The following is a 20,042-nucleotide window of genomic DNA, read 5'->3' on the forward strand; positions in this document are numbered from 1 at the left end:
GAACACCTCGGCAGGTATTCCGGTTAGTATTGCTTATTAATTTGCCCAGTAGAGTAGGGACATCATATTAGCATACTCAGCTGTTGCAGCATAACGCGAATCTTCTAGGCAAGTGCTTTCATACGATACACATATTCAAATAAAAACTCAAACGCCTCTAGATGTCGTTTTGCTTCGAAGCTATTAGCCCCCCATGCATATATGCCATGGTTACGCAAGATAATACCCGGAATAACGGGATTCAGCTTCTCAGTAACACAAGGGACGATACTCGGAATATGGGTGTAGTTCGGTACAACCGGGATCTCAATTCTCGCATTTTCCTCCCAAATGTTAAACGCTTTGATCAGCTCCACACCTTGAACAGGAATATAGCCCTCATCTCCGTACAACTCAGATACAATGTTATTAAAAACAGTGTGTACATGGAAGATAGCACCGCAGCCAGTTAGACGATAAATTTCGCAATGAATTAACGTCTCGGCGCTTGGCTTTAACGAAGTCCGCTCTGTAGGCTGACCAAGTTCGTTAACAAGCAGGAAATCCTCAGGCGTATGTACGGTTTTATCTTTGCCGCTTGCGGTAATCGCAAACTGAAATTGTCCTTCTTGGATATCGCCTACACGTACCGACAAATTGCCGCTCGTGCCTGGAAACCAATTGCGTGATGCAAATAATTCTTTTACGGATCGTAATTCATGGAATGCCTGCTGTTTGTGCTCTAATGTGATTTCTAGACTCACTATTAAGTTCCTCCCAATACGAAATTCCTGCCGGATTCCTGCATCACAGCAGCGCGCTTAACAAGATAGGGTTATTTTGACTCAAATGCGTCAAGTACCGCGCTCGTGGACATATGTTCAATGATGTCAAAAAACGTCTCGAATCGTGTGAATGGCAGTTGCAGTTGTTCGCATTTATCAATTAGATGAGATCTGGCATAAATAGTCTCCACAAGCTTGGCCGCTGCAAAGTCAGTTACACTGTCGCCGATAACGATTCGTTCGTATTTCTCGGCTGGGAACTGTCTTACAATCGTTGTCTTACACATCCCGCAGTCATTTGTGCATGGCGGTTGGCAGGCATTAGGCCATGTGATTTGGATCGATTCTCCACTGAAATCACTACCATTGCAATAAATATGGTCTGTCGGAATGCCAAATGGTTCCAATAGCGGGTAGACAAAAAAGTCGATCCCTCCGCTGGTGACATAAAAATCAATATCTTGCTCTTGACAATATTGGAGAAACTCTGCAAATCCAGGGCGGATCTGAGCTTGCGCGATAGCTTGCTGTGCTGCTTGCTCTTGCAGAGAAACAGGCAGCAGGGCGAACATTTCGCCGACGCCTTGACGTACAGACTTCCGTTCATGGATCACATCTTCTACAATATTAGACCAGCCATCCGGGTTAAAATGCTTCATAAGTGCAACGATGTTATCATTTATAGTAATGGTGCCGTCAAAATCGCAAAATACGATTCGACGTTTCTTGGTGTGCATTATTTGTTCCCCCACATATCTAATGCTGCTTGTAATTCTGTATGCGATGCGGCGTAGTCTGCCAATGGAATGCCCTGCGTCGTAGCTTCGATCGCTTGGACAAAGGCTTGACCGCCGCTTGCCGTTCCATCGGGATGTCCGTGCACACCACCGCCCGCATTAACAACGACATCTATGCCGAAGTCTTTAATAATAAGCGGAACGAGTGCAGGATGAATGCCAGCAGAAGGAACTGGTAAGCTGCGGTTCATCGGCATCTTCGTATCCAGACAAGCTGCTCGAATGCCTTGAGTATCTTCCCGCGGCATCGTTACTGAGCCGTAAGGAGACGGGAAGAGGATAAGGTCTGCACCAGCCAGCCGCATAAGCTTGCCTAACAGCAGTGCTGCGGATATGCCATAATGCGGCGAAGGGTACAGGGCACCAGCCATCGCAGGGTGCGCAAGGATCGGCACGTTAATATCCGTATCGGCGCTTAAACCATGCAGCGCATCGTATCCATAACTTAACGTGTTAAACAATAAAGCATTCGCACCTGCGTCAATCGCACGGAGTGCTTGCTCACGCAGCTTAAAGGTTGAGCCTGTCAAGTTGGCGGCATACAGCAGCTTTTTGCCGGTTGCTTGCTCGGCCTGCTGTGCGGCCTCCATGCATGCACGAACCCGATCTTGGATCGGGGTTAGCGGATTCTCAAACAAGATCTCATCATCCTTGATAAGATCTACACCACCCAGCGCCTGCTGGTAGAATTGCTGCTTCAGCGTCGGCAGATCGTGGCCGATGACTGACTTGAATATACTCATCAGCAGTGGACGGTTATAGACGCCTAGCTGTTCGCGCACGCCATCAACACCGAACTTTGGACCGGCAAATGCTTGCTGGAAGTCATCGGACCATTGCAAGTCGATCAATTTCACCCTGCCGTCCATTGACAGCTTGCCGAACACGGTAACAAGCAGCGCTGGAATGTCATGGCTGAAGTTGACGTCCGGGTAGGCGATGGCAATGTCCGCGTAGCGTTCGCCTGCTTGATCCGATTCGTATACTTTTATCCATTCTACTTGGCCAAGATGCTTGCGCATGGATTCTTTCTGCAGTTCCGGCAGGTCGGTCCAGCTTCCTACTGTAAGCCCAATCGCAATCCCTTCTGCTTTCTTTTGAAAATCAGCGCGATCATCATATAAGCGATATGTGGCGATGCAGTTATGATTCACCTGAGTTCCCTCCCTATTTGTTCTCCCATCTCGGCAGCGCGTGCACGGGCCTGAACGATTGCCTCTTTGACCGCTTCTTTTACGCCGCGTTCATTCAATACGTTCAGAGCTGCTTGTGTGGTTCCTCCAGGTGACGTCACTTTCTGCCGTAGAACAGCAGGAGATTCACCCGTCAGTCGGACCATCTCGGCAGCACCACGAACAGTCTGTATGACCAGTTCATGCGCCTGCTGCATGCTTAACCCTTCATGAGCAGCTGCTTCTATCATCGCTTCCATTAAATAGTATACATAAGCAGGACCACTTCCGGATACCCCTGTCACGGCATCTAGTAAACTTTCTTCCACTTCCGCTACGATACCAATTGCTTTGAGCATTTGTTCGGCAATGAAGCGCTGCTCTATAGTGGTTTCGGCAGAATAGCAGACACCAGTTGCGCCAAGTCCTATCGTACTGGAGGTATTGGGCATCGTACGTACAACAGGGGTTTCTCCAAGAATTTGTTGAATAGTTGAGATGGATAAGCCTGCGATTATTGAAACAATTAAGCTTTTGTTATGCAGGAGAGGGCGCAGCTCCTTACAGGCTTCGATTGCGTCTTTAGGCTTCATAGCCAAAATAATGACATCAGCCTCATGCAGCCATTTTGCTTTGATTTCGTCATGATTGCTTGCGCTGACACCGTATTTCTCACGCAAATAACCAAGCCTTGCTTCGCTATTACGATTAATCATCGCAACATGTTGAGGTGTTGTGATGTTATTATCCAGCATGCCTTTAACAAATGCTTCTGCAGCAGAACCAGCTCCAAAAAAACAATAGTGCGGGTTAGGGGTGTGCACTTTCTGATTTGCATCAACTGTTAGCTTCATTATATATTGCTCCTATCCGTAGAGCCCCGACCCGCAGTTCTATCATGTTGTGATAATGACTGGTGTACGAGGCTCAAATGTGTATGGTGTCTCTATAATCTCTATAATCTCTATTATTTATCTATTATTTATTTAAGTTTCTACCCGCGAATTTGACCTGTGCCATAGACACGATACTTGCTTGAAGTCAAGGCTGGCAGTCCCATAGGTCCGCGAGCATGCAGCTTCTGTGTGCTGATGCCAATCTCGGCGCCATATCCAAACTCAAATCCATCAGTGAAGCGGGTCGAAGCATTATGGTAAACTGCTGCCGCATCAACTTCTTGAAGGAAGCGGGCGGCGTGATGCTCGTTTTCGGTTACAATGCATTCGGAGTGCATTGTGCTATGTCTCGCAATATGCTGCAGTGCTTCGTCTAAATCGTGAACAAATTTGACGTTAAGCGTGAAATCGCTATATTCCGTGCTGTAACTCTGTTCTGTTGCCTGTTCTGCAAACGGTGCTATTTCATTCGTATAGGAACAGCCGTAAATACGGACACCATTCTCGTGATAACGCGCCAGTAATAACTTTATTTGTTCTAGATCATATTGACGGTGCACAAGCAATGTTTCCATGGAATTACAAACGGAAGGGCGCTGTACTTTGGCATTCCAGGCAATTTCAGTCGCCATATCCGGCTGAGCAGATGCATCTATAAAGGTGTGGCATACACCAGCACCCGTTTCAATAACGGGGACGGTTGCATTTTGCACGACATTCTGGATTAGCGAAGCACCCCCACGCGGAATAACAACATCCAGCAGGCCGTTTAAGGTTAACATTTCATCAACTGACGCCCGATTGGGATCTTCGATGATTTGAAGAGCCTCCACAGGGATGGCAGTGTCTAGAAGTGCTTCATGAAGCACTTCTACAATACGCTTATTTGTAGACAGGGCTGCGGAGCCGCCGCGCAGCAGCACAGCGTTTCCTGTTTTGAGACACAGGCCTGCAGCATCTACGGTAACGTTGGGGCGTGCTTCGTAGATCATGCCGATCACACCAAGAGGTACGCGAATATGCTCTACGTGCAGACCGTTTGGACGATCAAAAGTTGCAAGTACGTCTCCCACCGGGTCAGGCAGTGCTGCAATCTGTCGCAGACCCTCTGCGATATCGTCGATACGGGCTTCTGTTAAGGCGAGTCGATCCAGCAGCGACTCAGATGTGCCTGCTTGACGACCGCGCTCAAGATCCAACATATTCGCGGCAATAATAGACTCCTGTGATACGATCAACTTGTGTGCCATGTGCAGGAGTGCTTCGTTCTTTTGCTCCGTTGTTAATTTGTTCATAACGATCGCAGCTTGTTTAGCCAATTTGGCCTTGCTTCTTACTTCACTCATGTCAGCAGCCTCCTTAAGATGAGCTAATAAATATATAAATTTGACTTGTACTTGAAGTATGGTTACATGGAAGTTATGTCTTGCTTAACGAAGGGTGACCCATTCGTCACGGTGGATGACTTCTATTCTAGCTACTTCTAAAGCCATGAGCACATCAGCAGTTGACCAGCCTGCTACTTTGCGAAGCTGTGCATAGTCGTAATTGACAATGCCGCGCCCAATGAGACGACCATCTACACCGATTACTTCTACGACATCGCCAGGATGGAACTGACCATGTACGTCGGTTATTCCTACTGGGAGCAGGCTCGAGCCTTTAATAAGCAGCGCATGCTCTGCACCTTCGTCCACACGAATACGGCCAAGTGGAGTAGAGTGGAAGCCAAGCCATTGCTTCTTAACAGGAAGTGAATGCAGTTGGGTCTCAAAGTAAGTACCCTTGCCAGAACCATTAACCGCTTGAAGAAGATCACCGGCTTCGTGTACACGTCCTACAAATGCGCTTACACCTCCACGCATAGCGATACGTGCCGCATCGAGCTTGGAACGCATGCCGCCGGTGCCAACAGAAGTGCCAGCCCCACCTGCATAGGCGTAGATTTGCTCCGTAATCTGTTCGATCCGCTCGAATCGACGTGCCTCTGGATTAGATCTAGGGTCTGCAGTATAGAGTCCGTCTGTGTCTGTAATAATAATGACACTTTCAGCGTGTACCAAATTAGCGACAAGCGCAGACAACGTGTCGTTGTCACCGAATTTTAATTCGTCAACTGAGACAGTATCATTTTCATTCACGATCGGAATAATTCCTTGCTTTAAAAGCTCTTCAATTGTCATGTGGGCGTTGTGCCCGCGCTTGCGGTTGGCAAAGTCCTGACGGGTTAGCAAAATTTGCGCAGCCGTGATCCCATAAGGTTGTAAGCTTTCTTGATAAGCTTGCATGAGCAGTGCTTGACCAACGGCTGCTGCGGCTTGCTTCTCATGCAATTGCTTTGGCCGAGTCTCGTAGCCGATTGCGCGGAATCCCGCCGCAACAGCGCCAGAGGTTACCAGCACCACTTGTAATCCCAAATCAGTCAGGGATTTCAATTCTTTTGCATAATATCTAATTTGGTTTTTGTCTAATCCGCCATGCTCCGAGGTGAGAGAACTGCTGCCAATTTTAACTACGATTCGTTGATTCATGGTTACCACCTTTTTCACATCTATCATATCCATAAGAATACAAAAAAGACTTTCGTCCTATAAAGGACGAAAGTCTGGGCTTCCGCGGTACCACCTTCATTGAAGGCATGCTTCAAGCAGCCGATTGAACCGGCAGCTGGGTATGACCTTCCTGCTCATAGCCGATAACGGGGCTTACCGTTCAGGTGACGCCTGTTCCTAAGATGTTGGCGTCAAGACCGTTCAAGGGTAGGGTTCCGCAATTGTACACGTCAGATGCTTGCAGCCCCTGGCATCTGATCTCTGGACGTTACATAACTTGCGTACTGGTCCTGTCATTACGTGTCATACGTATCAAGTTAAAGCAAAACTATTAATCATCAGTTTACACGTGATCCTAACAGTTGTAAAGATTGATGGGAGCGAATTAAAGCCCAATATTTGACGAGTTGCGTTTAAAACAGTTTAAGCTCGCCAATTCGGTATACAGCTTCTTTAAGTCTCTCCTCGCTGGAGAGCAGGCCTACGCGAACGTATCCTTCACCATGTTTACCAAATCCAACACCTGCTGCAACAACAACATTTGCTTCTTCCAGCAATTTGTCAGCAAACGATACTGAATCATAACCGTCAGCGACAGGCAGCCATGCAAAGAAAGAACCGGCGGATGGGTTGGACTTCCATCCAATTTCTTGCAAAGCGCTAAACATGGCATTTCGACGCGACTCGTAAGTGGCACACAACTTATATACAGAATCTTGAGGTCCCGTTAAAGCAGCAGCAGCAGCTTCTTGAACGGCTCCGAACAGGCTGACGTACATATGATCTTGCATCAAGTTGATCAAGCGAACAATATCTTTATTGCCCACAGCAAAAGCAACACGCCATCCTGCCATGTTGTACGTCTTGGACATGGTGTAGAATTCAATGCCGACTTCTTTTGCACCTGGTGTCTCCAGAAAACTAACAGGACGCTTTCCATCAAAGCCGAGCGCACCATAAGCGAAGTCGCTTGCTACTATGATGTTATGCTTAGCTGCAAAGGAAACTGTATCCTGATAAAATTGGCGATTGGCAACTGCTGATGTAGGATTGTTTGGATAGTTCAGAAACATCAACTTGGCGCGTTCCACGTCAGAAGGAGACAAGGCTTCGTATTGAGGCAGATACTGATTGGCCTCAACAAGCGGCATCATGACCATTTCTGCACCGGACAGGACTACACCTGACCAATAGTCAGGGTATCCCGGATCTGGTACCAAGCACACGTCACCTGGATTTAATAAAATCTGGCTTAATTCCACCAGTCCAGTCTTGCCCCCAAACAGAATTGCGACCTCTGTTTCTGGATCAAGTTCAACGTTGTAATCTTCTTTGTAGCGCTTCGCAATCGCTTCTTTTAGATAGAGAAACCCGCTAAATGGCGGATATCGATGGTATGTAGGATTGGCAGCGGCAGATTGCAGGGATTCCACGATATGAGCAGGTGTAGGCAGATCCGGATTGCCTTGGCCAAGATTAATGACATCATGGCCTTCAGCAATCCGTGCGTTCGCTTTCTTGACAAGGTTGGAGAAAAATTGTGTTGGCAGATGCATCATACGATCTGCGGGGACAACTTGAAATTGCGACTTTGCTTGTACCATCTTTATCCACTCCGAGACAAATTTATATGCATGCTTTATTCCAAATAATAACGATAATTTAGCATGTTTTGGAGGGAGTGTACACTTCTTTTTAAGAATAGTCTCGCATTATTCTCTGTTTGCTCCTGGTTGTGACGGCGTGAGCAGTTCCTCCATAAAAGGTTTAACGTCCGCTTTGATCTCCAGCATGTAAGGCTTGCGGTCGGCAGAGAATATGAGAAGCAGTGGCTGCTTTGGTGGACTGTAAATAAGAAAAACATCACTTGTGTCAATCTGCTGATTAGCGAGATGTACAGTAAACGGCTTCTCTAACGGAATTCTGACGATATAGCCTGGACGTTTGCCAATCGTTATTTGCGGTGAGAGTCCAGTGACGGATTGCAGCCATTGTTGAGCGCTCTTTTGGTACTTCGCTTCATTTGATACTGACTTGACAATACGTTCTTGTTCCATGTCAAATACCTGAATGGGCGGCAGCGTCTGAGGATTTTGCGTAAAAGCGCCCACTGGAACAGACTGGAACAGTGTACAGAACAAACAAAAGGCTGCAACAAATAGGATACGTGCAGGTGCAATTGGCAAGAAACGCATGATGATGCTCCCTTCATCTATCTATAAAATAGCTGCCCGCATATTGGGGATGCTTTCTTACTTTGTCCAACTTGACGTAATTCCATGAAGCGTTATGATGGAAGAAAGTGACACAATGAAAGGGTGGGGAACATGGCTGCTCAACAATGGCATATAAGCGTCATTCAAATGGATGTGAAAATTGGCGAACCAGATCGTAACTACGATGAGGTGATTCAGAAGATCGAACAAGCAGTAAGTTCTGATCCTAAGCCTGACGTTATTGTTCTGCCTGAAATGTGGAATACAGGTTATGCATTAGAACGTATTCACGAGATCGCGGATGAGAACGGGGAAAGAACGCGCAAATTGCTGCAGGAATTGTCTGCGATGCATCAAGTGCATATAGTCGGCGGTTCAGTTGCCATAAAAGAGAACGATCGCATTAAAAATGTCGCTTACATTTATAATAAAGAAGGCCAACTGGCTGGCGAATACGCTAAGATTCATTTGTTTAGATTGATGGATGAACATGTCTATTTAGATGCCGGGCAGCAGCTTGGTCGTTTTGAATTAGACGGTGTACAGTGCGCTGTTATTATTTGCTATGATCTCCGTTTTCCTGAATTAAGCCGTTCATTGGCATTGCAAGGGATTGAAGTGCTGTTTGTTCCAGCCCAGTGGCCTCACCCAAGGCTGCATCATTGGCAAACGTTGTTGACTGCACGTGCAATTGAGAATCAAATGTACGTGATTGCCTGTAATCGAATGGGCTCCAGTATTGGTGCTGACGGCAATGTGACTTCTTTCTTTGGTCATTCCACCGTGCTGGATCCATGGGGGGAAACAGTGGCTGCAGCGGGTGAAGAAGACATGATTATAACGGCGGCGCTATCCTTATCGCTTGTACAAGAAGTTCGCGGGCGTATTCCCGTATTTCAAGATCGCAAGGAATCACTCTATCAATTATCGGCAAATGTGCAGCAGGGATGAGGAAACGTGTCTATGAGCCAATCACAGAGCCGCAGGCGCAAGCATAAACGGAATTCTAATCCACTAACAGTCGTGTTAAGTGTACTTTCTTTGCTCTGTATTGTACTACTCATATACGGCGTGTGGGGAGACGGGGTTCAGCGCTTCAAGCAACTAGTAGGGATCGAAACGCGGCAAACCGACTCAGACGATCGGTCATATAACCAAGTGTCAGAGGGGGCATCACCACCAATTAATACAGCGCATCCTGACCTGGCTGGTGGAGCCAATGGATTGTTACCTGAGGATGCACGTGACGCGGATAAGCTTGTATTAGCTAAGCAAAAAGCGGCAGAACTTGCAGCTGATATGTCTTTGGAGGAACAAATCGGACAGCTACTTATGGTTGACGTATCAGCAGTCAAAGCAGAACAACCTGATGCTCCAATTGAACAGGCGTTGGAAACCATTAAGCCAGGCGGTGTGATCTTGTTTCGTGACCAGCTGAGTACGGTGGAAGAGACGGTGGAGCATACAACCATGCTGCAGCATCTCGTTGCAAAAGTGCCTACTTGGATAGGGGTGGATCAAGAAGGTGGATTGGTAACCCGTTTCTCTTTTATGTCAGAGTTTAACGGCAATATGGCGCTTGCAGCGACAGGTAATCCAGAGCTTGCACGTGAAACGGCCAAGAGGATGAATGACAACCTTGTTAAATTAGGATTTACGATGAATTTTGCGCCTGTTGCAGATGTGAATGTTAATCCAGATAATCCGGTCATTGGCATCCGTTCCTTTGGTTCTTCGCCTAAACGAGTTAGTGACTTTGTGCAAGCTTACATAGAAGGTATGCATCAGGCTAATATTCCTGCGGTAGTCAAGCACTTTCCCGGACATGGCGACACAAATATAGACTCGCATTTAGGACTGCCAGAATTGAAGCACACGACTATCAAAATGCAAGAGGTCGACTTTCCTCCTTTTCGCGAAGCAATCAAGGGTGGGGTTGATATTATTATGACGGCACATGTGACCGTGCCCGCTATTGATGCTTCACAAGTTTCATCGAAGAAAGACAACAGCAAGATTCATCTCCCTGCTACATTGTCTAAGCCTATTTTGCAAGGATTGCTGCGGGAGCAATGGAAGTACAATGGGGTTATTATGACGGATGCGTTAAATATGGGTGCTATCGCTCAGCATTTTGGTTCCGAGGAAGCTGCTATTCGGGCGATTGAGGCTGGAGCTGATGTGCTGTTGATGCCAGCTCAGCCAAATAAGCTGACACATACGATTGCAGCAGCAGTTGATAAGGGACGTATAACTAAAGACAGGATTAAGGAAAGTGTCATTCGAATATTAACGGTTAAAGCGAAGTACGGAATGCTTGATCATACAAAACCGATCGGTGTGAAAGAACGCCTGGAAGCAGCCCAACAGTGGTTGAATAGCAACGGCGATCAAATATTTGCTCAACAGGTGGCAGAACAAGCCGTTACGTTTGTTGGTCCAGAAACGAGTCTTCCTTTTATTAAAAAAGAGACAAAGCGGGTGGTGCTCGTTGGTACTGATTCCTATGCGCTGAAGCTGATGAATGCGGCTTTGCTTGATTCCATCTCGCGGCATCCGGCAGCGGGAACCCGAACGTTAAGTAGCGAGACGATTACCATTAAGTCAGGTACGAATATTGAGCAGCTTCGCGCAGTAAAACAGCTTAAATCCCTGCATTCTACCGATGCTGTGCTTGTCGTATCTCGGGATGCACAGCTCAAGCCTGCGCAAAAAAGGACTGTACAAGCATTAATCCAACTGCTTAAGGAGAAAATAGCCACATATGGACTTATTGCTGTAGGGTCGCCATATGACATCAAAAAACTAAAGGACTATCCGTTTGCAGTTGTGACTTATGGTTTGATGGAGGCTAATATGCGGGCTGCTGCGGATCAGCTGTGGAACAGGCAGCATTCCGGTGGAACGCTGCCGATTGAATAGTTATTTTACATGATCTATTCTTCTTCGGGTTCCAGCTTAAGCAGCGCTTGAACTGGAGAAGAAGCAATTACACGGTTGCCGAATTGCGCGGCAACCGTTTCTTTTATGGTCTGCATAAAGGCTTTCGCGGCATTAGACATATATCTGCCTGAGCGATAAGCCAATACTAGCGTACGGGCTGGACGACCTTCTATTGGGATATAAGCCGGCACGAACTCGCTACGTGGAGCAGATGCGATAAAAGAAGGAACCAGTGATATTCCCATCCCGGCAGCGACAAGCGATTGTACAGTCTCCATGTTGCTGCTTTCAAATACAACCCGAGGCTCAAACCCGGCATTGCGGCACATCTCTAATGTGATTTGTCGGAAGCCTTGTCCTTTTTTTAAAAAAATAAAAGGCTCCTGTCTAACTTCCTGCAGCGATATCGGTCTGCGATGACTGGACGTAAGACCCTCTAAAGTAGATGTCGCCAGCGGGTGGTCATGTGGCACCGATATGACGATCTCTTCATCCACGATCGGTTCGTAAGTAAGAGTAGGTTCCTGAATTGGCAGTGACAAGAGGCAAAAGTCATTTTTACCTTGTGCTGTCATCTTAATTAAATTAGAAGTGGAGGGTTCTTCGGTCAGTACGAGTTCAATATCAGGATATCTTCTGTGAAAAGACGGCACTACGTGCGGCAAAATATGTGAACCCGTGATTGGCATCGTGCCGATCACAACTTTACCAGTCTTCGTCTGTGAAATATCAGACATTTCTCGTTTGAGTTGTTCGAGCGAATCAATAATCTTCTGGGCGCGATCGACAAACACTTCTCCTGCATATGTCATTTCTACTGAATTGGTCGTGCGCTGAAACAGCAGTACACCGATTTCCTTCTCCAGCTTGGATAATTGCTGGCTTAATGAGGGCTGGGCAATGTGAAGCTTTTCCGCCGCTCTTGAAAAATTGCGCTCCTCTGCAATCTGCAGTGCGTATTGCAATTGACGTATTTCCATGGCTCCTCCTTATAGTCAAAACCTATTAACCTTATAGATATTATATCTTGGAACAATGAAGAAGGAAATGCTATATTGATGTCAACATAGAGAAGCGAAGGATACGAATACGTCGCGAGAGGTGAGGATTATGTCCAAGAAGAGAACGTTATTTGAAAAGATTTGGGATCAACACGTAATTGTACAAGAAGAGGGTAAGCCTGGCATTTTATACATTGATCTGCATTTAGTTCATGAGGTAACATCCCCGCAAGCATTTGAAGGCCTACGTCTTAGCGGACGCAAAGTGAGACGTCCTGAATTGACTTACGCTACGATGGACCACAACGTACCTACGAAGGATCGTTTTAATATTACAGACCCAATCTCCAAGCAGCAGATTGACACACTGTCGCAGAATTGTGCGGATTTTGGCGTGAAATTATTTGATTTGCATAATCTAGATCAAGGTGTCGTGCACGTCATGGGACCAGAGATTGGCTTGACACATCCAGGCAAGACGATTGTATGCGGTGACAGCCATACATCGACGCACGGTGCGTTTGGCGCATTGGCATTTGGCATCGGTACAAGTGAAGTAGAACATGTCATGGCTACTCAATGTTTGCAGCAGGCGAAGTCCAAGACGATGGAGGTACGCTTTGTTGGCAATCGCAAGCCGGGCGTGACGGCCAAGGATATGATTCTTGGTGTCATTGCGAAGTACGGAACAGACTTTGCGACTGGATATGTAATTGAATATACAGGCGAGGCGATACGTGAATTGTCGATGGAAGAACGCATGACGGTATGTAACATGTCCATCGAAGGCGGCGCACGTGCAGGGCTGATTGCACCTGACGAGACGACATTTAGCTATTTGAAAGGGCGCCAGTATGTGCCGCAAGGCGAAGCATATGATAAGGCTGTGGCACAATGGGCACAGTTCACTACGGATGAAGGCGCCAGTTATGATACAGTAGTGGAATTTGATGTAGAGTCGCTTATCCCGCAAGTAACTTGGGGTACTAGTCCGGGAATGGGTACTGACATTACGGCTTCTGTTCCGAACCCAGCGGACTTTAAGACAGAGAATGAGCGTAAAGCGTCCGAGAAGGCGCTTGAATATATGGATTTGACGCCGGGGACTCCGATGACAGAGATTGAGATTGATTACGTGTTTATCGGTTCATGTACGAATGGTCGAATTGAAGATCTTCGTGCTGCGGCAGTGGTGGCTAGAGGCTACAAAGTGAGTGATCGTGTGACAGCGATTGTAGTGCCAGGCTCCGGCCGTGTGAAGCTGCAGGCGGAAGCGGAGGGCTTGGATAAAGTATTTTCCGAAGCGGGATTCGAATGGCGTGAGGCTGGCTGCAGCATGTGTCTCGCGATGAATCCGGATGTTCTTAAACCCGGACAGCGTTGTGCTTCCACGTCAAACCGCAACTTTGAAGGCCGTCAAGGCCGCGGCGGTCGTACGCACCTAGTGTCGCCAGCCATGGCAGCGGCAGCTGCCATCAAAGGGCGCTTTGTAGATGTACGCGGCTGGGAAATCAAAACGGAAGTTATGAACTAGAAGGAGGACATCGCGATGCAACCATTTACGACATTAAAAGGACTTGTCGCTCCGGTAGACCGGGTCAACGTCGATACAGATGCTATTATTCCGAAGCAATTTTTAAAACGTATAGAGCGCAGTGGATTTGGTCAATTCTTGTTTTTTGAATGGCGCTTTGATGAGCAAGGAAACGTGATTGAATCGTTTCCATTGAACCAACCGGCGTACCAAGGAGCAAGTGTATTGATCTCCCGCGCAAACTTTGGTTGTGGGTCTTCTCGTGAGCATGCGCCATGGGCCATACTGGATTTTGGTTTTAGATGTGTCATTGCTCCATCTTATGCCGACATTTTCTACAATAACTGTTTTAAGAATGGCATTCTGCCTATTCAGTTGTCCGAAGAACAAGTAGAAGAGTTATTCCAGCGTACAGCTCAGTATCCGGATTACCATTTGGAGATTGATCTGGAGAACAAACAGTTGAAGGATGACTATGGTTTAGTTTATACATTTGACCTTGACGAGCACCGTCGCCAATTTTTGCTGCAGGGTTTGGATGATATCGGGTTAACGCTGATGCATGATGATGCTATCTCTGAATATGAAGTTCAACATGCTGATAGAATAGCTTATCCGATCCAAGCCTAATTCATCAGGTTTCATTTCACCTTTATATAGGGTGCTGTGGCGTGAAAACGTTATTCGTTTTCACGCCACAGCACTCTTTTTTATAATTAGCTCATGGGGTATGCTTAGGCACCGAGATCTTATCATTCTTACATTTTGGAGAAGATAGAACCGGCAAATTGCATATGACGTTTGTGAACAATGTCATTATGCTGCTACACCGTCAAATACAACAGCTGCGTGAAGATATTTTCGCGACAGGACTATCGAATTTTGCATGTAAATGGTAGAATTAGTTTATTATCTTTATGTTGAATTAGCGCAACTTTTGTCTGCATTTAACGTCTAAAATAACGTCTGTTTCTTTGAAAGGTTTCTCATAGTTTCAAAGAGTCAGAACAACAAGAAAGGATGTAGAGGTGAAGATGCAGCATAAAAAAATCCATTTACTAGCAAGTATGATGTTGACCATGTTGTTTTGTCTTGTATTTCCCCAGACGGGGGCGGCTGCCACACAGCCCACATTATATCTGAATGGGAGCTCAATCAAGCTTCCCGAACCAGTTATAATGGTTAGCAATTCTGTCATGATACCGATTCGCGTTGTGTCGGAGGAATTAGGCTACAAGGTTGACTGGAATCAGAAGGCGCGAACGATTTCTATAAAGAACGGAACTAGTACCATTTTACTAACCGTTGACAAGAACACAGCGTCCATTAATGGCAAGACGACTCAACTAGATGTGGCTCCTATGGTAAAGAATGGATCAACGCTTGTTCCACTGCGGTTTGTTGGCGAGAGCTTAGGATTAAAGGTAGACTGGGATAACGAATCGAAGTCTGTGTATTTGTTTACATCAGATGAAGGCTCAGTTGTTAATCCTCCTGATACAGGTAATGGCAACTCAGGAGAGACAACACCTCCCTCAACAGGCGATGTATTGGTAAAAGATTTTGATTTTTTCTCGAACACGTTACATATTGCATTAGGTCGTGATGTTGAACCTAAGATCATGTCCATGACAAATCCTGATCGTATCGTTATTGACTTCCCTAACTCGAAGTTCTCTGATGAATTTAATGAGAAGTTTGGTTTTGACAACAATGGGCAAGGTGAGATGCCGATTACGGATTACCCGGATGTTCAGAAAGTTCGCTTTGCTATGTTTAGCACAACGCCGAATACGACGCGGTTTGTCATCGATGCAAACTACAAGCTTGATAGCAAAGTGATAAGAAATGGACAAGGCTTAGTATCAATCGAATTGAGTGCATCAACTGGTGGAACTACCAATCCAACGAATCCGACCAAGCCTACCAAGCCGGACGGGAAATACACTGTTGTGGTTGACGCCGGACACGGTGCGCATGATTCTGGTGCAGTTAGTGTACGCAAACGATATGAGAAAGACTTGAATTTGCAGATTGCTAATAAGGTTGCTGAACTGGCGGTGAAGGAAGAGAAGCTTAATATCGTTCTCACGCGCAGTACAGATGTGTTTCTCGAATTATCTGAACGGGCAAAGATTGCTAACGATCTTCAGGCAGACTTGTTTGTCTCCATTCATGCCAATAGCATTGACAATAAGCCTACAGTAAGCGGGACGGAGACTTACTATTATCGCAGCGAGAGCAAGGCGTTTGCGGAGCTCATGCATAAGTACCTGATTAAAGGGACGCAGTTCAAAGACCGGAACGCTAAGGTTGCTGATCATCATGTAACTCGCAACACAAAGATGCCTGCGATTCTACTCGAGATCGGGTTCTTAACGAATCCTGACGAAGAAGCTGTTATGTTTACTGAAGATTTCCAATATCGTGTTGCGCAGCAGATCGTGAACGGTTTGAAAGCTCAGCTTGGATTGTCATAATCGTTCGCATATTTTGCAACCTGGACAGACGTTGCTGCGTTATAACGACTAAAGGAGGTCATTAATATGAAGAAACGCAATTGGTTAGGTCTTGTAACTTTGGTTCTTGCGGTGGGACTTGTATCCGCCTGTGGTGATAAGAATTTATCCAACGGTGACGGGAAAGGCGTAACAGAACCGCCTACTGCCGGCACCGAACAGCCGACAACTGGAACGGGTACAACTACGCCGGGTACGGAGCAGCCAACTCCAGACAAGGAACCGGTGAAGAAGCCTGAACAGAAAGAACAGCAAATTACAGTATACGCAACGGATGATCAGATTATGGAATTGTTGTCCTACACGACAAAGATTACATTTAAAGATGATCATGAGAAGATCGGGGCGGCGTTGAAGACACTTCAGAAGTCAGAAGATGCTAAGTATGTCCCTTTGTGGGATGGGAATGAATTTAAATCCTACAAGCTTGACGAGAAAGGGATATTGACTGTTGACGTTCACATTTCGGAACACGGGCATTTGGGAGCGGGCGGAGAAGCATTTGCAATCGACGCTTTAACTAAAACGTTGTTCCAATTTGAAGAGATCAAAGCAATCGACATTCTTGTGGATGGAAAGCCTGAAGCAAGTCTGATGGGTCATGTCACTCTTGATCATCCGATTAAACGGCCATAAAATCAGGTCATGGGCAACATAAAAGAAGTAAATTAATTACATTTACGTGTTACATTACCGAACAGGGGCAGGAAATGCCCCTGTTTCTGTCGAATTATAAAGATCTTAACGGATTTTTAATACAAAGGAGAAACGATTATGCATAATAATTCCAGCAAACCTGTACGTGCAGTGACGAGCGCTATTCTGGCTTTATCATTGACGTTATCTGCTGTTCCTGTGGCTTTGGCTGCTGAGGCTGGACAAGCTGGTAGCAATAGTACACAAAATACAGCAAATTCGGGCATTAGTCCGGTATTCAGTGATGTGAAATTAGGCCATTGGGCGGAAAAACATATACATAAATTAGCTGCACAAGGCATTTTGAAAGGCAACAACGGCAAATTCAGACCTGGGGATGACATTACACAGCAAGAAGCAATTGCACTCGCGATTCGGTTTATGAATCTGGAGGGACAGCTGAGCAATGACGAATCTGTAGCATTGCCTGCTGATTTCAAAGTTGGAAATTACTTCAAGCCCTATATTGTACTCGCGTTCCAGAAAGGACTGCTTGACAAGAACGAGGAATTAAAGAATCCAGACCCGAAGAAACCTTGGGGTGATCAGAAAGCTTCACGTGAGTGGATTACGAAAATTTTGGTCCGTGCAGTTGGCAAGCAAAGTGCTGCGCTTGAGGTAAAGAATAAGCCTACTTCTTTTGCAGACAACAGTAAGATCAGTGCCAGTGCGCTTGGCTATGTAAATGTAGCACTTGATCTTCAACTGACTACCGGAATGAGCAATAACAAATTTGAGCCATTAGGCAATGTGAACCGTGCCCAGATTGCAACTTTCTTCAGCCGTGGCGAAGCGGTAGCAAACATTGTTTATGATAGTGTTGTAGCAGGTATCGTCGGTTCTGTCACAGATACGGAGCTCCGATTATATACGGAGGATAACAAGTGGGCGAACTATCGCATCGACAACAAAACGATGTGGTACAAAGCGGACAACGACAAGTCTATTTCGGCAAAAGATATCCCGATGTATACGAAAGTTCGTGTAATTGGCCAATTGGGCAGTGCTTCATACGTCGAGCTTCTTAGTACAGAGCAGCAAGTAGAGTCCGTGCAGACAACACTTAAATACGCGGTTCCTAGTGAGAAGAAGCTGTATGTTAAAAATAGCGGACGTGAAGATCTGGACACCGTTTTATATGAAGGTAACACGTTGATTAAAGACGCTGGAGGGGCTGTGATTTCGGCGGATAAGCTTTCTCCTGATTCGGAGTTGACGATTACGCGCGAGACGTTCTCCAAAGATCGTAAAGTGTTGGAGATTCAAGTGAAGTCGGGTCCTGTCAACAAGAATGGCAAAGGAACGATTACCTCGGTTGATGTGAACAGCCGTATGGTTACGATTAAGCTCGAACAAGGGGATAACGAGACTTACCGGATAGCAGATGACGCTACTGTTAGATATGATAACGTACTAAAAGACATCAAGGACCTAAAAGTGAACGATGTAATCACATTTAGTGTGAAGAACAGTTCTATTTCATCGATTGTCATGTCTACCGCACCAGCAACTAGCGTAGAAGGCCGAGTAGACAGCTTCAGCCCGAATATGACATCCATTACGGTGGTGAAGGACAATAACAAGTTGGAAGCCAAAGTATTAGCAGGCCAAGTTGCAGTTGTTATTCCAGGACTGATTAATCCTTCATTGGGTGAGTTAATTGCGGGTGAGTATGGAGATCGAGTAAAGCTAACGGTTAACGGAGAAGATAAAGTAACTCGTATCGAAGTGCTGAGCCGTAAAGTAGAGAACTTATATGGTGTGTCGGTTATTGGTTACGATGCTGCCAAAAAGCTGCTTACGGTTGTAGACGATAAGAACACACCTTATGTGGTGACGTTAAATGATGGCACGAAATATGAATTTAACGGCAGCGAAGTGCCAGCAACAACCATAACTTCCATGCTCACGAGCAATCGTAAAGTAAATGTAAAGCACATTAACAAGAAAGCTCTTGTTGTACAATATGTGTACAAATATGAAGGCAAACTTATTGTAGCGAGCCCTTCATCTCGAACCATTACGTTGCAGTTGGCCAATGATGACTTTGTGACGCTGCCCTATCAGTCTAATTCGATTGGTATAGAATTGTACGGCAACTCGAGTGCCAAAATTACGGATATTAAGAATGGTGATTTTGTTACCGCGATGCTATCCGGCGATCAAAATTCAGTAATGTCGTTGACGGTCCGCAGCTACCATCAATTTGAAGTTGCATCGATTAATACATCGACTAATCGAATTACGCTGCGTAATGCCGCAAACCGTCAGGTTGAGGAATTCTCACTCAGTTCCACACCGATTTATGGTGTGAACAATGAGAAGCTCACTTTGAGCAATTTGAATCCTAATGACGTACTTAATGCCGTCTTTGATGGACGTTCTTTAGTTGAGCTTCGTAAAGTTGCTGTTACAGCAGGACGTGTTGAGTCTGTTGACACAACAAATGGCATAGTTGTTGTTAAAGATTACAATGGGCAAACAACTTCTCATCCGTCAGCAGGTGGTCTGACGATTATTTTGGATACTACGTCAACAACGGCTGTTGGTGCGCTAAAAGTTGGAGATCGGGTTGAAGTTCGTAAGGATGCTAAGAATGGAACCAACCTGAAAGTATTGACGGGCCTAAAACATGATTTCTGGAAGTATGATGCAAGTGCTAAGCAGCTGTATGTGAAGCGTAGCAGCTTGTCAGATACCGAATATTACTGGACACTGAGCGCAAATGTTGTTATTCGTAATACGACAGGTGACACGTTATCTATCTCTTCGCTGAAGAGTGATGACAAGATCGTCTTGTACTTCTTAAATGGACAAATTATTGAGATTGAGAAGCAGTAGTCGATACGTGTAGCTAGCTAGAATGCCGTTTCGTCCAATAATTGGGAGGAACGGTTTTTTAGTTTCTGTAGGTTTAATGTTAATCCGGTGTTATAATGCTAAAGTAGACTT

The 20,042-nt window shown here is 45.9% G+C and carries 16 protein-coding genes; 7 read left to right on the forward strand and 9 right to left on the reverse strand.

From position 1 onward, the window contains the following. Positions 1-104: 104 nt before the first annotated feature. The 8 genes from mtnB to MH117_RS04520 all read right to left on the reverse strand — a co-directional run bounded on the left by mtnB (position 105) and on the right by MH117_RS04520 (position 8,376). Entirely contained in the window at positions 105-746 is a 642-nt protein-coding gene (gene mtnB, locus MH117_RS04485) for a methylthioribulose 1-phosphate dehydratase (protein ID WP_239327755.1), read from the reverse strand. Between the two features lie 68 nt (positions 747-814). Next, the gene (locus tag MH117_RS04490) at positions 815-1,501 is read right to left on the reverse strand and encodes a 2-hydroxy-3-keto-5-methylthiopentenyl-1-phosphate phosphatase (RefSeq protein WP_239327433.1); all 687 of its coding nucleotides are present in this window, start codon (positions 1,499-1,501) and stop codon (positions 815-817) included. Further along, positions 1,501-2,715 carry a 2,3-diketo-5-methylthiopentyl-1-phosphate enolase gene (locus MH117_RS04495; RefSeq protein WP_239327434.1) on the reverse strand — a complete coding sequence of 405 codons (1,215 nt, stop codon included), beginning with the start codon at positions 2,713-2,715 and terminating at the stop codon, positions 1,501-1,503. The genes MH117_RS04490 and MH117_RS04495 overlap by 1 nt, the downstream gene beginning before the upstream one ends. After that, positions 2,712-3,587 (reverse strand): pyrroline-5-carboxylate reductase, encoded by an 876-nt coding sequence (proC, locus tag MH117_RS04500; RefSeq protein WP_239327435.1) that lies wholly within the window; start codon positions 3,585-3,587, stop codon positions 2,712-2,714. Before proC ends, MH117_RS04495 begins: the two co-directional genes overlap by 4 nt. Before the next feature lie 140 nt (positions 3,588-3,727). Continuing rightward, positions 3,728-4,975: a glutamate-5-semialdehyde dehydrogenase gene (locus MH117_RS04505; protein ID WP_239327436.1), complete on the reverse strand. Its 1,248-nt coding sequence runs from the start codon at positions 4,973-4,975 to the stop codon at positions 3,728-3,730. An 84-nt stretch (positions 4,976-5,059) separates the two neighbouring features. Further along, a complete protein-coding gene (gene proB / locus MH117_RS04510) occupies positions 5,060-6,160 on the reverse strand; it encodes a glutamate 5-kinase (protein ID WP_239327437.1) in 1,101 nt (366 codons plus the stop codon). 434 nt (positions 6,161-6,594) lie between these two features. Beyond that, on the reverse strand, positions 6,595-7,785 hold the full coding sequence (locus tag MH117_RS04515) for a pyridoxal phosphate-dependent aminotransferase (protein ID WP_239327438.1): 1,191 nt from the start codon (positions 7,783-7,785) through the stop codon (positions 6,595-6,597). Between the two features lie 108 nt (positions 7,786-7,893). After that, positions 7,894-8,376 carry a type IV secretion system protein VirB6 gene (locus MH117_RS04520; protein WP_239327439.1) on the reverse strand — a complete coding sequence of 161 codons (483 nt, stop codon included), beginning with the start codon at positions 8,374-8,376 and terminating at the stop codon, positions 7,894-7,896. A 132-nt stretch (positions 8,377-8,508) separates the two neighbouring features. On the opposite strand from MH117_RS04520, the gene MH117_RS04525 reads away from it, so the two are divergent. Then, positions 8,509-9,348: a carbon-nitrogen family hydrolase gene (locus MH117_RS04525; protein WP_239327440.1), complete on the forward strand. Its 840-nt coding sequence runs from the start codon at positions 8,509-8,511 to the stop codon at positions 9,346-9,348. A 12-nt stretch (positions 9,349-9,360) separates the two neighbouring features. Next, entirely contained in the window at positions 9,361-11,319 is a 1,959-nt protein-coding gene (locus MH117_RS04530; protein WP_239327441.1) for a glycoside hydrolase family 3 protein, read from the forward strand. Between the two features lie 14 nt (positions 11,320-11,333). Here the strand turns inward: MH117_RS04530 and MH117_RS04535 are convergent, their stop codons facing one another. Then, positions 11,334-12,320, reverse strand: coding sequence for a LysR family transcriptional regulator (locus MH117_RS04535; RefSeq protein ID WP_239327442.1), 987 nt, complete (start codon positions 12,318-12,320; stop codon positions 11,334-11,336). 130 nt (positions 12,321-12,450) lie between these two features. Here MH117_RS04535 and leuC point away from each other — a divergent pair, with 130 nt between their 5' ends. The 5 genes from leuC (at position 12,451) to MH117_RS04560 (ending at position 19,931) form a co-directional block, all read left to right on the forward strand. Next, positions 12,451-13,875, forward strand: a complete 1,425-nt coding sequence (leuC, locus tag MH117_RS04540; RefSeq protein WP_239327443.1) for a 3-isopropylmalate dehydratase large subunit — start codon at positions 12,451-12,453, stop codon at positions 13,873-13,875. A 15-nt stretch (positions 13,876-13,890) separates the two neighbouring features. Beyond that, on the forward strand, positions 13,891-14,505 hold the full coding sequence (gene leuD / locus MH117_RS04545; RefSeq protein ID WP_239327444.1) for a 3-isopropylmalate dehydratase small subunit: 615 nt from the start codon (positions 13,891-13,893) through the stop codon (positions 14,503-14,505). A gap of 404 nt (positions 14,506-14,909) precedes the next feature. Further along, positions 14,910-16,355 (forward strand): N-acetylmuramoyl-L-alanine amidase family protein, encoded by a 1,446-nt coding sequence (locus MH117_RS04550; RefSeq protein ID WP_239327445.1) that lies wholly within the window; start codon positions 14,910-14,912, stop codon positions 16,353-16,355. 66 nt (positions 16,356-16,421) lie between these two features. After that, positions 16,422-17,030 (forward strand): GerMN domain-containing protein, encoded by a 609-nt coding sequence (locus tag MH117_RS04555; RefSeq protein WP_239327446.1) that lies wholly within the window; start codon positions 16,422-16,424, stop codon positions 17,028-17,030. Between the two features lie 138 nt (positions 17,031-17,168). After that, on the forward strand, positions 17,169-19,931 hold the full coding sequence (locus MH117_RS04560) for an S-layer homology domain-containing protein (protein ID WP_239327447.1): 2,763 nt from the start codon (positions 17,169-17,171) through the stop codon (positions 19,929-19,931). The last annotated feature ends 111 nt before the right edge of the window (positions 19,932-20,042 follow it).

Source organism: Paenibacillus sp. ACRRX, assembly GCF_022346885.1.
Classification (GTDB): Bacteria; Bacillota; Bacilli; order Paenibacillales; family Paenibacillaceae; genus Paenibacillus_B.